This is a genomic window from Microbacterium sp. NPDC057407, from assembly GCF_042803895.1.
GTDB lineage: Bacteria > Actinomycetota > Actinomycetes > Actinomycetales > Microbacteriaceae > Microbacterium.
The window spans coordinates 1-13502 of the sequence record NZ_JBHVCA010000001.1; the positions used below are offsets into that span (position 1 = coordinate 1).

A 13502-nucleotide genomic window follows, 5' to 3' on the forward strand; every position below is an offset into this window, starting at 1 on the left:
ACCACCGCCTGAATCCACGCCGTGGTGCACACCTGCGTCAGCTGCGCCACCAGATCCCCCCGCGCGAACAACTCGCTGGTATCGACAACGACGATGGGGGCGTCAGCGTCGAAAGCGACGGTGGATTCGTCTTCGAACAGGCCGGAGAGGTCGCCTTCGACAAATCGGCGCAGCACGAACCGGGGCTGCACCGCGGCTTCGGCGAGCCGGGTGTCGGCGCCGGGGTCGGTGGTCATGCGCCCGAGTGCGTCGTAGACGCCGCGCAGCGTCGGGTGATCGGCGGTGTCCTCGATGCACTGCTGCAAGGCGTCGTGAAGGCAGGCGTGCTCGACGGCGGTGAGGCGCTGTCCGCCGAGGGCGAGTTCGATCAGCGCAATCAGGGTGGCGATGCGGCGCTGGCGGACCATCTGTTCGTGCTGCTCGTCGGTGGCGTCGGAGCGGCGGGGTCCGCGGTCGAGGGGGTTGAGGCGGGCGGTGGTGCCGCCGCCGAGGGTGATGACCTTGCCGCCGGGGATCGCGTCGGCCACGATCGCCCACTCACCTTTGGCATCGCTGGGGACGACGGCTCGGTGGCCGAAGGCGAGGGAGCGGGTGACGAGGGTCTTCACGGCGGCTGACTTCCCGGCTCGGTATGCGCCGAGGACGAGGATGTTGGTGGATAAGGTGCCGCGTTCGGTGGCGTCGACGTAGGTCTCCCATGGGGAGAAGTGCCAGAGGGCGTCGGCGTTGAGGTCGACGCCGATGATGGGGCCGCGGTGGCCGAGGCCAGCGTCGGCGACGAACGGGTAGATCCCGGCGAGGTGCTGCGATGTCGCTTGATGTGCCGGCACCCACGCCGACGCGAGGTTCCAGTAGCCGCCCTCGATCAGTCCCGGTCCGAACGGACCGCGTACCGCCGGTTCGGGGAGGCTGCGGTCCCGGCGCGACTTCTTCCCGTGGTGGTCGGTCGTGTCGGCTGTCATGGCGCGTTTGAGAGCGCGGCGCTGTTTCCCGGTGAGACCGGCGGGTTCGAAAAACGGGGCGGGTCGGGGCATCACTTCATCCCCAGTCCGACCGGGAGGGCATTGACCATGAGGGCTTCGGCTTGCTGGCAGTACAGGATCTGCGCCTCCATCCCGGCGCGCGAGAGTGCGTTGCGCATCCCTGCGAGCGCCTGATCGAGCTGCTCCTCGTCGGGGGCGGTGACGGTGAGGTACGCGCCGTAGCGGAACTCGCCGTGACCGGCGACGATCTCCTGCTCCTGCTTCTCCAGTGCCTCCCAGTCCGCGGCATCCGCCGCGGATCCGTCGGCGCCACGCTTGGCGCGCAGCTTCTCGTTGCCCCGCCACACCTTCTTCTCATCCCGGATCCGCTTCAGCGCCTTCGAGACAGGGACAGGACTGAGGACGAGGGAGAAGATGTGGGTGACGGCCCCACCCGTGTGGGGGTGACGGGCGAACACCACCGGGGCGACGAACCCGACCGGCGCGTCCGACCGCGGCCATTCGTGGACCCACATGGTGGTGTGCACGCCGGAGTCGGTGATGACGATCCCGTTCTTGCCTTTCGGTTCCTGCAGGTGCATCGGTCCGAGCGCGGCCGGGTCGACGCCAGCGTGGGCGTCGTCACGGTTCTGCACAGCCGGCGCGAACTCCGGGTCGAATGTGACCCGGGCGAGGGCCGCCAAGTCGCGGGGGCTAAGCCACTTGCGGACGGTGACCTTCGCAGCCCGGAGTGCGTCGGCGAGGTTGCGGGCCTCGAGGTACGCGAGGGTCTGGATTGCGTCCTTTCCGCCGCCGAGGGACTTCAGTTGCGGGCCGAGGGCGATGAGGTCGAGGGTGAAGGTGAGGTAGTTGCGGTGGGCGACGGCGAACCGCTCGGACCCGTTCATCACATCCGCATAGTTGGACGCGACCGGGGAGGCGGCGTCGAGCTCCCGGCGGACACGGACGACGTCGTAGTGGTCCCGCGCGGCCCGGATGGTGGTGGGGAGGGTGCGTTCCTGCAGGGTGACGCGTTTGATGCCGGGGCGTTGGGTGAAGGATGCCAGGACCTGCGCCCACTGCTGGGCGAGGTCGTACCGGTCCGGGGTGTCGTGCATCAGAAACCCCTGCACCTCCAGCTCCGCGGTCACCGACACCGTCCGGTCATGCGGGTTGTACAGGCAGGCGACGTCGTTGACATCCCAGAACTGGATCGACGCCCGCACCCCCGGCAGATTCAGCGTCCCCACCAGCTCTCGCCGCTCCGGGCGGAACCGCTGCTCCGTCGCCCCGGTCAGATGCCTCAGCTGCTTCATCACCCACAGCGCCCCCATCCGTGGCGCAGAGATCCCATGGATGGTGGCCACGGCGGTGCCGCCGAGGGCGAGGTAGATCGGTGCGGCGTAGAGGAGCCCGGGAGGGCCGAACCGGTTCACCGCGATCAGGACGGTTGCCGCCGCGGCGGCGAGGAGGGTCAGCTGCCACCCATCCATCCCCATCACGATCCCCTGACGCGACCGGCGCGGCAGTCGGACGGGGCGGCTGAGATCGGGTGTCGTGGTCATGACGGTGTCCTCTCCACTTGAGGCGCCGACGGAGCGGCCGAGGCTACGGGCGGTTGCGCTGCTGGAGACGCCGCTCGTGCTGTCGAGGGTGCAGCGGTAGAAGCTACGGGTCGGTTCGCGGGCGCTCCTGCACCGCGGGGGACGGAGGCCTTCAATCCTGATGCGGGGCGTGTGGCGCTCGTGGTTGCTCGGGAGGTGCGGGAGGCTGCGCTCGTCGCGATGCCAGCGGGGGCGCTGCCGAGGCGGGTCGGGATAGCGACCGCAGTGCGGGCGGCGCGACCGCCGAGGTTGCCGGCATGGCTACCGAGGCGGGAGCCGACGCCGTCGGCGGCAACTGCGCCGACGAAGCTGAACAGTCCAAAGATCGCGAACGGGGCGAACGCGACCAGCGCGAGCCCGAACAGCAGCGGCCACGCCTGCGGATCCCATATCGTACTCACCGCCGACAGTCCATTGATGATGAGCGTGACGAACCCGATGGTCAGCGGTCCCGTCAGCAGGAGCACCACGACGGCCGAGACGTAGCGGACCACCCACTGCGGTCCGACGCCGCGGACCGGGAACAGCATCCACGCCACCGGGCCCACAGCGATCAGGGCGGCCAGCACGATGTTGCGGAACGTGAACACCAGCATGAGCAGAAGCATCCCGACCATCAACAGCCCATGGATGAGGAACGCGAAGAAGTAGTTCGCCTGCCCGCCCGCCCACATCACACCCTGCAACGTCGCGAACAGCGTCGTCGGACCGTCGCGGTTCATGATGTACCAGGTCAGGTCATCCACCGCGTTGAGCAGATGCCCCGTCGCCCACAACGTGATCGGCACCGCCGCCACCGCGACGAAGGATCGTCCGATGGCGCCGATGACCTCGCCACGGTCACCGGACACCACCGCGGCGGTCACCGCCCAGATCATCGACCCGAACGTGACGATCAGGATCGCCCACGCCCAGAACGACCACTCCCCGGTCGCGGCATCCCACAGCAGCGACGACGTATCGAACCGCATGTTCGCCGCGACCGCGTACATCATCGCCGTCGCCGACATCGCCATCCCGCGACCCGCGTTCTCGAACGTGACGCAGGCGACATCTCCGAGACTGCAGCCGTACTCGACGAGCGCGATCTTCCCGCCGTCTGCCTGGATGGCGGCAGCGTGGTCCTCGAAGGTCGTGCACACGGTCGTGCGTTCGCCGCTAACCAGCACTCCGAGGTAACAGGTCTGCGCGGTGACGTCGGCTGGATTGGCTGGAGTGCAGGTTACTTGGTTGCTGGCGGCGCGGCAGTCGACGGGATAAGCCGGGGCCGACCACGGCTCGTTGGTCACGGAGCTCGTCTCAGTCGCCATAGCTGCGGTCGGTGCCACTGTGTCGGCGACTGCCTGGGCCGGTGCGTGCGCGCCGATCGCCAGCCCCGCGCCGAGCGCGAGAGCAGCGAGCAGGATGCGCGCGGCGTGCATGTCAGAACCCGAAGTCGAAGTTGACGAAGAAGGCGAACAGGCCGCTCGCGGCGCCGAGGACAGCGGCGGCGAGGAAGATCCACATGATGCTTTCGCCCGCCCAGGTGCGGACGCGGTCGGAGGCGAGGCCGCGGAAGGCGAGGGCGGCGCCGGCGATGATCAGCATCACCAGGACGACCAGCATGGCTACGGCGAGGATCCAGGACGCGATGACTTGGAAGCCCTCGAAGAACGGGGCGGAGTAGTCCGGTTGGATGTCGGGGACATCGACATCCAGGGGGATGCGCAGTGGGGTAGCCATGATCGTTCCTTCCGGTTGGGACTGCTATCTCATGTCAGCGGCAGGCCGCGGGCGGCCATGAACGGCTGCGGGTCGACCGGTGCGCCGGCCTGCTGTACTTCGAAGTGCAGGTGGCATCCGAATGAGCGCCCGGTGTTGCCTTCAGCGCCGAGCGGCGTGCCGGCAGTGATCGAGTCGCCGCTCGCGACGCTGAGCGAGTTCCACTGCATGTGGCCGTAGAGGGTGATGAGCCCGTCGCCGTGGTCGATGCGCACCGTGTTGCCGTACCCCTGATAGACACCTGCGGTGATCACCTGGCCCGGTCCGGCGGCGTAGATGGTGGCGCCGCAGGCTTGCGCCATGTCGTAACCCTGGTGATCGGTGGAGCAGTAGCTACAGCCGACGACGGGGTTGTATCCGAAGCCGCGCCCCTTTGTGTAAGCGCCCGCCAGGGGGTACCCCCAGTCACCTTTCACGGCGGGAAGCTGCCCCGCGGCCTCGGCGGAGGGGAGGCGAGCGCTCGCGCCGGCGACGACGAACGGGACGGCGATCAGAGGGGTCGCCGCGACGGAAACAACCAGGAGCATGGCAATCAGGACGCCGATCACCACCCGGCGGCCCGTCCTCGTTCGGGCGAGGGCAGCGGCAGCGGCAACCGGGGCGGGCATATCAGGGCTCCACTGGCTCCGTGAAGAAGCGCACCACCTTGCAGTCCCCAGCCTGCTGCGGCGAGTCAGGAGTCGGAACCGACCCTTCACCGCAGAGCACCTGCACGCTCACCCGCACCGACTCCTCGTAGGAGGACTCGACCCCAGAACCATCCGCACGCGTGAACGTCAGCACGACATCCGTCGTCCCAATCGCCATGTCACCTGACGCGTCATCCGTGACCGGCCCCATCGCAATCGATTCGGCCTCCGCGACCATTCGACCATCCTCCGCGGCGAGCGAATCCCACTCCGCCTGCGGGAGAACAACGCCCTGGCGCAACTCGAGGCGCGCAGCTTCGAGCTCAGCCTCCCGATCGCCTTGGGACGTGTAGCGAGTATCGGGTGTGAACCAGGAGTCGAGGTACGCCAACCACTCGTCGCGCGAAGCCCGGGTGGTGTCGAACGTCGCAGCGGCCTCAAGGGCGGCGGCCGCGTAAAGCTCCGGGTCGGACGTGATCGGCTCACCGCGCCACCCCTTGGCCCCGGCATCCGGATCCACGACGGCGTCGCCCGGATCGGGCGGAGTGCTGCTCGGATACCCCGTGGGCTGCGGCGTGCCGGTCGGGTCAGGTTCCGTTGCCGGCTGACTCGACAGCGCGACGACGATGATCGCGATGATCCCGGCAAGCAGGATCGCCCCGCCGGCGATCGCCCAGCCGCGAGCGCGGCGCGCTGCCGAACTAGGTGTCGTCATGACCCGCACCTCCCGGCAACCGGGCGGCCCCGATCGATGCGAAGTGCGACAGGTGGGGGACACGCCGTGGTGGGCATCCTACGCACCAAACGAGCGAACCGAAAAGGGGCCCGTGGATGGTTACGGGTGGAGTGCAAACCGATACAGCGCGAGTTGCCTCCTGACGGGCTCGTCGCGCTTGGGTCGCACCTTACGCCCGCCCAACACGTGCTGTCTGTAGGGACTTCGGCGGACACCATATGCGAGAGTCTCGCTGCGCAGGGCCAGTGTTCCGCCGTTGACATGAGTGTAGATTACATGGATACACTCAATATGTGTAGAACTGATTCATACGGTTTGGCTGGACGACGGCATCCCGACCGCGAAAGAATGAGGTATGCCGAGAGTCGCCCGCCCCGCGAACGCAGACGCCGCGGAGGATCCCATCAAGGCATTTGGCAGCATGCTCAAGGCCGGCATCATCGGCCATCTCCGTGCGCACCCGAACTCCGGCCGCAAGGAGATATCCGACGCGCTCGGCCTGGCGGAGCAGACCGTTATCACGGGCATCGACGAACTGCTCAAGTTCGGGCTGCTCATCGCTGATCCGCCCCGCGGAGTCGCTGCCCGGGGCCAGCGGGTGCGATACCGCGTCAACGACGAGGCTGTTACGGAAATGTACCTGCGGCTTGGTATAGCGATCGGCGAGATTTGAACTCACATCGTGAGGTCGCGGGTTCAAGCCCCACTCCTGCTACCACGTAACCTTGGCTGATCAGCACTTCTTGTCCCATATGAAGGGACAGAGAATCGGTGCGTTCAGCATTTATCCATCAGGTATCGGCCGACCGCGGCAACATCAACGCTTCGCGCCGGAAGGTGCTCGGCCCCACCTCGCCTCATCTCGGTCCACCTAGAGCACCTTGCTGTCTTGAACAGCGAACAGCTCTCCGGGCTGGGCCTGGAGCCGATGGTGACCACCAGTGAGCTCGCGGAGTACCTCCGCGTCGACGTGCAGGCGATCTACGACCTGCGGCTGCATGATCGCGGCCCGAAGGGCGTGCGTGCAGGCCGTGAACTGCGATTTCGAGTCTCCGACGTGAAGCGATGGCTTGACGCTTTGCATGAGCCCGACGCCCATCCGGCCATCGCTGGTGGTGACCGGTGATGGCGGGGCGACCGCGCACGCCGATCGGGACGTTTGGTGAGATCTCGATTCGGGAGATCGCGCCGGGCAGAGCCCGGGCTGCAACCAGGTTCGGCGATTGGGGCGGTCAAGCTCGTCAAGTCAGCGCCACGGCGGACAGTCGGCACGCCGCCGGTGCGGAGCTCAAAGCGCGGCTCGCCGAGCGTCAGCAACAGGCCGCTGTCGGATCACTGTCAGCCTCCTCGTCCTTCCGCGACCTCGCCGCGGCGTGGCAGGAGGACATGCTCATGAATGCGGATCTCTCCGAGGGGACGAAAGAGACCTATGGGCGTGAGCTGCGCACACTGGTGATGCCGACCTTCGCGCACCTCGCCGTGCAGGAGATCACCGTCGGTCGCGTCGAGCGTTTCCTCAAAGTTCAACGCGCGAAGTCCTATCCGCAAATGAAGCACTCTCGAACGATCCTGGGCATGGTGATGAGCTTTGCGGTGCGTCGCGAGATCATCCCGCGCAATCCGGTCAAGGACACGTCGCGGATGAAGAAGCCCAAGAATATCCCGAAGGCTCTGACGGACGAGCAGCTGGCATTGATTTGGCGAGCGGCGCGGGAGTGGCGAACCCGAGAACACCTGTTTGGCCCGCGTCCCGACGGCCAAGTCCGCGATGTCATCGAAGTCATGCTGGGGACAGCGACCCGCATCGGGGAAGTGCTCGCCATCCGCAAGTGTGACCTCGACATGACGGCCCGCCCTCCTCGGGTGGACATCAACGGCACCCTGGTCGTCCGCACCGGCGCGGGTGTGATTCGGCAAGCCAAGCCGAAGTCGGACAAATCGAACCGTATCGTCGCCATCCCGGCGTTTGCGGCCGAAGTGATCCGCGCCCGGCTTGCTCGTATCGGAGGGGCGTCCGATGACCATCTGCTCTTTTTCACTCGGAATGGCACTCCACTTGCGCCGCACAACGTTCGGGGTAGCTTTCGAGGAATGCTCGAGTCAGTCGGACTCGATGGCACCGACAACACGCCACACGCGTTCCGGAGAACAGGGGCGACCCTGATGGCAAACGAAGTCGACATGGCAGCGGCCGCGGAAATGCTGGGGCACTCCTCGCCGGCGATCACGCGAGCACACTATGCGGAGCCGTACCGCAAGGTGGATCCTCGATCTGCTCAGGTGATGCAGCGCCTCGCGCCGGAGAACAGTTAGTTCGTCGCTCCCGAGAGAGATTGAAGATAGCCACGCCACTACTTCGCTCAGTAAGCAGGTCCCGTGAGGCGAACTGCATCCGGCACCGACCGACCCGCCTACACGAGCGCGGCGAGCGCGCCTGCCGCGAGATCGTGGCTGGCGCCGAATAGGCGGTCGGTGTCGGGATGCCGATCGCTGGGCCTCGCCTCGCGAACGCGCGCACCTGTCTAGCACGGTCTGGGCCCGACCCCCTCACCCCTTCGGCGTGAAGCGGGATCCGCAAGCACACCCCACCCCGCCGAGGCCAACCTTTTCTTGGCGCCGCGTCCCGCCGACCGCGCGAATGGGAGTGAGCGTATCTGCACATCCGCAGTACTGCGGGAGGTCCGGTTCGCGCGTCGTGTCCAATAGCATCGCCGCGTGACGGCGGACCGCGCGTCGGCTGTCGGCGCTCGCGACACGTCCTGGCTACGGGTTGCATTGGTCACAGGTGGCGGGATCGGCGACCGGGTCGGGCCGTGCGATGTGTGCGCGGTGGTCGCAGCGTGAGCAGCCGAGGACGTCGGCGAGTGGCTGCCGGGTGGGCGCGGCGCACTGGGCGCAGGGCAGGCCGGCGACGATTCCGGTTTGCCCGAATCCTGGGGTGTCGCAGGAAGGGCAGGGGTCTTGCAGGCGGGCGGTAAGTTTCCAGGCGATACGTCTGAGGGCTCGGCGCCGGCGGGGGTTTGCAGTGCGCGAAGAGGTCCTGCTCGATGATGACCGGGCCGCGGGCTATCGTGGCGCGGACCTCCTCCCAGCTCGCCACCCCCTTCCGCGCCGGCTCCCCATCCATGCGGAGTATCAGGGCTTGCTGCGGGAATCCCAGGCGGGACAGGTACGCGCCGGCTTCCTCGACCGAACGGACCTGCCGGGCCGGCAGCACCGTTGCATAGGAGCGGTGCGTCTCGACGGCGCGAACGTCGCGTACCGTGTCGCGGAACACGGCGACCTCTTCGTGAATGCCCGGTCCCATCCCCGCGAACGTGGAGGCGTAGGAGGCTTCGGTGGCGATCCCGAACGGGGTGGCGAGCTCGGTGAGCACGGCGCGTGCCTTGGCTGTGGCGGCGTCGGTGGGGGTGAGCGTGCGGGGCGTTTCGCCGGTGAAGGTTCCCAGCGCGTCGGTGTCCAGGGCTTGGGTGGCCCGGATAGTGGCGCGGTGCCAGCGGTGAAACGCGGGCCGGAACTGGTCTTCCTTGCGGTGGATCGTTCCGACCGCGATGAGGTGTCTGAGTACGGGAGGTCGCTGATGCTGGTGCTCATACGGCTGCGATCTGTTGTGCGAGCCAGGTGAGCAGCGGGATGCCGATGATGAGGTTGAGGGGAAAGGTGATGCCGATGCTGGCGGTGAGGGAGAGTGCCGTGTTGGCGTCGGGAAGGGCGAGGCGGACCGCGGCGGGCGCGGCGATGTAGGACGCGCTGGCGCAGAGGGCGCCCAGGACGACGGCGCCGCCGACGTCCATTCCGATCACGGTTCCGCTGATCACGCCCAGGGCGCCCGCAGCGAGCGGGAAGACCAGTGCGAAAGCGACCAGCCCGAGTCCGCCTTCCCGGATGGTGCCCAGGCGATGGCCGACTTCGAGGCCGAGGGCGAGGAGGAACAGCACCAGGATCCCCCGGAATGCGTCGGTGAAGACGGGAGCGATGGGCGCATAACCGTCGGGTCCGGCGATGAGGCCAATGAGGAGGCCACCGACCAGCAGCAGGACCGATTTGCCGGCGAGGACCTCGTGCAAGGTGGGGCCCCATCCGACGGTTCGGGCGAGGTGGCGGCGGGCGAGCAGGATGCCGATGAGGATGCCGGGCACCTCCAGCACCGCCAGAAGGGTCGCCGAGTACCCCGGGTAGGCGATGCCTGCCGTGTCGAGGAACACCAGTGCGGCGGTGAAGGTGACCAGGGATGTCGAGCCATAGTGCGCGGCGATCGCACCCCGATCCACCCGTCCCAGCTGGGTGGTGAGGCGGAGGGCGCCGTACGCGGCGGCAGGGACGACCACACCCAGCACCAGGGCGAGCGCGACCGGCCCGAGCACGGCGGTGGCCGTCTCGCCGCGCAATGCCACCCCGCCTTTGAGGCCGATGGCGAGCAGCAGGTAGATCGACAGTCCGCGCATCATCGCGTCCGGCACCCTCAGGTCCGACTTCACGGCCGCAGCGAGGATCCCGAGCGCGAAGGCGACGACCGGCGGGGAGAGCAGGTTGGTCAAGGCCGCGTCGAACATCATTCCCCGGTTCAATAGGTGAAGTTTGCTTCTGCTGTCGAAGCATAGCGGAAGTGTTTTTCACCAAACGTCGTGAGGGCTTGGGAGGATAGGGGGATGGCGAAGTGGACCTTTCTCACCCATCATGCGCACGTGCTGTTGGCCGTTGCGCAGAACAGCGACGTACCGCTGCGTGACATCGCTGCCGTGGTGGGCATCACTCCGCGGTCGGCGCTGACGATCTTGAACGATCTCGAGTCGGCCGGGTATCTGGAGCGAGAGAAGCGCGGCCGCCGCAATCACTACGTGCTGCATCCGGAGCGGCCGCTGCGTCACCCCTCCAACGCCACCCACACCGTCAATGACCTCATCCGCGCCCTGCTGGACGTCACGTGAGCCCCTATCGCTTCACCAGCGCGGTGCGAGTTCTCGCGGGCCGCCTGGCCGTCTCTTCCGTTGTCAGTGAACGAGGGCTTTGAGCACGATGAGGGCCAGTCCGAGGCCGGCGGTGCCCGCGGACGTGAGGATCTTGGTCAGGGCGGGAGCGTTGCGTTGCCGGGCGGCCCACCATCCCAGGAGTGCGAGGGTGATGACGGCGCCCCACAGGGAGACGTCTACTGCGGCATCCAGTGAGAGCTGGAGTGCTGCGGCGACGCCGAGGCAGCCGATGGGCACGATCAACGCCCACAAGAGCCCTGCGGAGCGTTGCAGCGCCTCACGGATTGCTTCTGGCCAGCTCAGGTCGCGGTTGCCGACGATCTCGGCGTACACGTGCGCACCCCAGAACACCGCCACGGTGGCCACGGTGCGGGCGATCAGCGCCGGCAGTCCGGGGTCGTACAACGAGAACGCCGAGATCAGCCCCGCGGTGAGGACGGTGCCGTACACGGCTTCCGCGTTCAGCGCCCGTGACACCCACGGGTACCGCCGCAGCCCCGCATCCAGACCAAAGCCACCGCCGCTGGACAACCGTCCCTCCTCCTCGATCTGCCGAAAGATCGGTCGCCATTCGCCGACTATGCCGCGGTATGGGATCACCACAACCTAGCGGCATCTCGAGACGGGTTCTGACAAATCTGAATCTCGACTTGACGTGAAGTGTACTTCTCCTGTTTCATAGTTCTCGAAGGGGAGTAATCCTCGCTCCGCATCGTCAGTACGTTCCCGCCGCGGGATCCGGTGCGCAGGGCAAACCGCCGATGAGACCTTCACGAGAACTCGTGGAGGTCTTTGTCATGACTGTCCCCTTGTCGGCATGGTTCGCCGTACTCGGTGTGATCCTGGTGATGCTCGCCGTCGATCTGGTGGCCCACCGCAAAGCGCATGTCATCGGCGTGCGGGAAGCAGCGGTCTGGTCAATCGTGTGGGTGACCCTCGGTGTCGCGTTCGGTGTGCTGGTCTGGTCGCTGTGGGGGGCGGAGTTCGGGCAGCAGTACTTCGCCGGCTACCTGATCGAGAAATCCCTCGCCGTGGACAACGTGTTCGTGTGGGCGATCATCTTCGCCGCGTTCGCCGTCCCCCGCGAGTACCAGCACCGGGTGCTGTTCCTCGGCGTGCTGGGCGCCCTGATCTTCCGCGGCATCTTCATCGCCGCTGGCGCCGCGCTGATCGAGAACTTCTCCTGGATCCTGTATGTGTTCGCCGCGTTCCTGATCTACACCGGGTGGCGTATGTTCCGCTCCCGCAAGGACCATGTCCACCCCGAGAAGTCCCGAATCCTGAAGGTCTTTCGCCGGTTCGTGCCGATGACCGACGCCTACCACGGGCAGAAGTTCCTCATCCGCAAGGCCGGGATCGTGGTGGCCACCCCGCTGCTGGCGGTGCTGGTGCTGGTGGAGATCACCGACATCATCTTCGCCGTCGACTCCATCCCCGCCATCTTCGCCGTCACCAGCGAACCGTTCCTGGTGTTCACCGCCAACGCGTTCGCGATCCTGGGACTGCGGGCGATGTACTTCCTCCTCGCCGACCTCATCCACCGGTTCATCTACCTCAAGGTGGGACTGGCCTTCGTGCTGATCTGGGTCGGCATCAAGATGCTCCTCCTCGACGTGCTCTACATCCCCACCACCATCAGCCTCGCGGTTGTGGCCACCATCATCACCGTCTCGATTGTCGCGAGCCTCCGCGCCACCCGCGGCCAAGGCCGCCGCGAAGTGCGCACCGAAGCGGCCGGCGCCTTCCGCATCGCCACCCCCGAGGAGCTGGCCGCGGTCGAGCCCGTCTTCCGACGCCGCAAGCGCGTGGCCGTCGGTGGAAGCAAGGACGGCTCCGATGCCTGACCTAGACCCCTCGGCGGCCCCGACCCCCGTGCCCCCGCGAGTGAGGAGGGGTCGCCGAGGCCTCCCCTGGTACCTGTTCGTGCTACCTGCCATCGCTGTGGCCGGTGTGCTCGGCGTCGCCTGGATATCCGGGGTCACCGATGCGTGCGGGGGACCGGTACCCGGGTGCGGCAGCATCCGCAACACCGGCGAGCACCCGGTGACCGTGCGAGCTCTCACACCGGCAGACGGGAACCAGGCCATGACGTACCAGGTGCCGCCCGACGACCGCGCACTGCTGCTCGGTGCCGTGAATGAGGTGTGGGTGGACGCCGGGCAATGCCTCCTCGCCGATGGCGGACCGTTCTGGAACGTCCCCACCATCATCGACCGGACCGGCGACGAAACCGGGGCCTGGCACCCGGTGGACGACTGGGGCGCCCGCGTCCATCTCCACGACGGCCCGTGCCCAGAAGGGGACTGACCGTGGACACGTTGACGATGGACCCGTGCCAGCTGCGACTGCGCGACCTGTCCGCGCCGATGGGGCGCGCCGTGCTGGAAGCCCCCGTCTGGCCGAACGATCTGCGCGGTTTCGCCGAGCACGCCGACCTGTGCGTGCACGCGGTGCTCCCGGCCGAGCCCGCCCGCTGGGGCGGCCTGTTCACCGGCGTGCGGGCACTTGCCGGGCGCACCGCCCACGTACGCATTCACGTGCAGCCTGCGCGCGGCGGGTTCACCCTCGATCCCACCGTGCTGATCCTCTCTCGGAGGCGACGCCACCGGGAGGCCCTCACCGCGGTGATGACGGCGGCTGCCACCGCCGGCGTCGAACTCACACCCCCGCAAGTCATCGTCGAACCCTATTCCCGCACCCGCGCAGGCCTTCGCCTTCCGCAACCCAGCGACCACGCCGCGGCCTGGGGGGTCATCAGTGTCGCATGGTTCCCGCTCGCCCGGCGGCGCGGTCCGGCCCCCGCCCTCCAAGGAATCGCCGTCACCGAGGAACAGCGATGA

The 13502-nt window shown here is 67.4% G+C and carries 15 protein-coding genes and 1 pseudogene; 7 read left to right on the forward strand and 9 right to left on the reverse strand.

Annotated features, from left to right (window positions below; genetic code table 11):
• From ACFUTX_RS00005 to ACFUTX_RS00030, 6 genes and pseudogenes are all read right to left on the reverse strand, one after another.
• Nucleotides 1–962, reverse strand: a pseudogene (locus ACFUTX_RS00005) (hypothetical protein); the annotation flags it as partial.
• 71 nt (nt 963–1033) lie between these two features.
• A complete protein-coding gene (locus ACFUTX_RS00010; RefSeq protein ID WP_378860147.1) occupies nt 1034–2527 on the reverse strand; it encodes an SCO6880 family protein in 1494 nt (497 codons plus the stop codon).
• Complete coding sequence (locus ACFUTX_RS00015; RefSeq protein ID WP_378860148.1) at nt 2524–3987, reverse strand: hypothetical protein; 1464 nt, start codon at nt 3985–3987, stop codon at nt 2524–2526. The genes ACFUTX_RS00010 and ACFUTX_RS00015 overlap by 4 nt, the downstream gene beginning before the upstream one ends.
• A 1-nt stretch (nt 3988) precedes the next feature.
• Entirely contained in the window at nt 3989–4288 is a 300-nt protein-coding gene (locus ACFUTX_RS00020; protein WP_378860149.1) for a hypothetical protein, read from the reverse strand.
• A 29-nt stretch (nt 4289–4317) separates the two neighbouring features.
• The gene (locus ACFUTX_RS00025; protein ID WP_378860150.1) at nt 4318–4878 is read right to left on the reverse strand and encodes a M23 family metallopeptidase; all 561 of its coding nucleotides are present in this window, start codon (nt 4876–4878) and stop codon (nt 4318–4320) included.
• 58 nt (nt 4879–4936) lie between these two features.
• The gene (locus tag ACFUTX_RS00030; protein ID WP_378860151.1) at nt 4937–5671 is read right to left on the reverse strand and encodes a hypothetical protein; all 735 of its coding nucleotides are present in this window, start codon (nt 5669–5671) and stop codon (nt 4937–4939) included.
• Nucleotides 5672–6047: 376 nt separating this feature from the next.
• Between ACFUTX_RS00030 and ACFUTX_RS00035 the strand changes: the two genes are divergently transcribed.
• The 3 genes from ACFUTX_RS00035 (at nt 6048) to ACFUTX_RS00045 (ending at nt 8005) form a co-directional block, all read left to right on the forward strand.
• Complete coding sequence (locus ACFUTX_RS00035) at nt 6048–6365, forward strand: hypothetical protein (RefSeq protein WP_378860152.1); 318 nt, start codon at nt 6048–6050, stop codon at nt 6363–6365.
• A gap of 216 nt (nt 6366–6581) precedes the next feature.
• The gene (locus ACFUTX_RS00040; RefSeq protein ID WP_378860153.1) at nt 6582–6818 is read left to right on the forward strand and encodes a helix-turn-helix transcriptional regulator; all 237 of its coding nucleotides are present in this window, start codon (nt 6582–6584) and stop codon (nt 6816–6818) included.
• On the forward strand, nt 6818–8005 hold the full coding sequence (locus ACFUTX_RS00045) for a tyrosine-type recombinase/integrase (protein ID WP_378860154.1): 1188 nt from the start codon (nt 6818–6820) through the stop codon (nt 8003–8005). The genes ACFUTX_RS00040 and ACFUTX_RS00045 overlap by 1 nt, the downstream gene beginning before the upstream one ends.
• Nucleotides 8006–8455: 450 nt before the next feature.
• Here the strand turns inward: ACFUTX_RS00045 and ACFUTX_RS00050 are convergent, their stop codons facing one another.
• Both ACFUTX_RS00050 and ACFUTX_RS00055 read right to left on the reverse strand, forming a co-directional pair.
• Nucleotides 8456–8683 carry a DUF6671 family protein gene (locus ACFUTX_RS00050; RefSeq protein WP_378861029.1) on the reverse strand — a complete coding sequence of 76 codons (228 nt, stop codon included), beginning with the start codon at nt 8681–8683 and terminating at the stop codon, nt 8456–8458.
• 599 nt (nt 8684–9282) lie between these two features.
• On the reverse strand, nt 9283–10248 hold the full coding sequence (locus ACFUTX_RS00055) for a sodium-dependent bicarbonate transport family permease (RefSeq protein WP_378860155.1): 966 nt from the start codon (nt 10246–10248) through the stop codon (nt 9283–9285).
• 93 nt (nt 10249–10341) lie between these two features.
• Here ACFUTX_RS00055 and ACFUTX_RS00060 point away from each other — a divergent pair, with 93 nt between their 5' ends.
• Entirely contained in the window at nt 10342–10620 is a 279-nt protein-coding gene (locus ACFUTX_RS00060; RefSeq protein WP_378860156.1) for a helix-turn-helix transcriptional regulator, read from the forward strand.
• Nucleotides 10621–10683: 63 nt separating this feature from the next.
• Here ACFUTX_RS00060 and ACFUTX_RS00065 read toward each other — a convergent pair whose 3' ends face one another.
• Nucleotides 10684–11193 (reverse strand): hypothetical protein, encoded by a 510-nt coding sequence (locus ACFUTX_RS00065; protein ID WP_378860157.1) that lies wholly within the window; start codon nt 11191–11193, stop codon nt 10684–10686.
• A 266-nt stretch (nt 11194–11459) separates the two neighbouring features.
• On the opposite strand from ACFUTX_RS00065, the gene ACFUTX_RS00070 reads away from it, so the two are divergent.
• The 3 genes from ACFUTX_RS00070 to ACFUTX_RS00080 are packed head-to-tail and all read left to right on the forward strand — an operon-like array spanning nt 11460 to nt 13502.
• Nucleotides 11460–12506: a TerC family protein gene (locus ACFUTX_RS00070; RefSeq protein ID WP_378860158.1), complete on the forward strand. Its 1047-nt coding sequence runs from the start codon at nt 11460–11462 to the stop codon at nt 12504–12506.
• Nucleotides 12499–12969: a hypothetical protein gene (locus ACFUTX_RS00075; RefSeq protein WP_378860159.1), complete on the forward strand. Its 471-nt coding sequence runs from the start codon at nt 12499–12501 to the stop codon at nt 12967–12969. The genes ACFUTX_RS00070 and ACFUTX_RS00075 overlap by 8 nt, the downstream gene beginning before the upstream one ends.
• A gap of 2 nt (nt 12970–12971) precedes the next feature.
• A complete protein-coding gene (locus ACFUTX_RS00080; protein WP_378860160.1) occupies nt 12972–13502 on the forward strand; it encodes a hypothetical protein in 531 nt (176 codons plus the stop codon).

What these genes read in the sequence shown, in the direction of transcription:
- ACFUTX_RS00020 (WP_378860149.1), bottom strand. Translation starts at nt 4,288, where the DNA reads ATGGCTACCCCACTGCGCATCCCCCTGGATGTCGATGTCCCCGACATC.
- ACFUTX_RS00010 (WP_378860147.1), bottom strand. Translation starts at nt 2,527, where the DNA reads ATGACCACGACACCCGATCTCAGCCGCCCCGTCCGACTGCCGCGCCGG.
- ACFUTX_RS00055 (WP_378860155.1), bottom strand. Translation starts at nt 10,248, where the DNA reads ATGATGTTCGACGCGGCCTTGACCAACCTGCTCTCCCCGCCGGTCGTC.
- ACFUTX_RS00035 (WP_378860152.1), top strand. Translation starts at nt 6,048, where the DNA reads ATGCCGAGAGTCGCCCGCCCCGCGAACGCAGACGCCGCGGAGGATCCC.
- ACFUTX_RS00030 (WP_378860151.1), bottom strand. Translation starts at nt 5,671, where the DNA reads ATGACGACACCTAGTTCGGCAGCGCGCCGCGCTCGCGGCTGGGCGATC.
- ACFUTX_RS00070 (WP_378860158.1), top strand. Translation starts at nt 11,460, where the DNA reads ATGACTGTCCCCTTGTCGGCATGGTTCGCCGTACTCGGTGTGATCCTG.
- ACFUTX_RS00060 (WP_378860156.1), top strand. Translation starts at nt 10,342, where the DNA reads ATGGCGAAGTGGACCTTTCTCACCCATCATGCGCACGTGCTGTTGGCC.
- ACFUTX_RS00015 (WP_378860148.1), bottom strand. Translation starts at nt 3,987, where the DNA reads ATGCACGCCGCGCGCATCCTGCTCGCTGCTCTCGCGCTCGGCGCGGGG.
- ACFUTX_RS00075 (WP_378860159.1), top strand. Translation starts at nt 12,499, where the DNA reads ATGCCTGACCTAGACCCCTCGGCGGCCCCGACCCCCGTGCCCCCGCGA.
- ACFUTX_RS00045 (WP_378860154.1), top strand. Translation starts at nt 6,818, where the DNA reads ATGGCGGGGCGACCGCGCACGCCGATCGGGACGTTTGGTGAGATCTCG.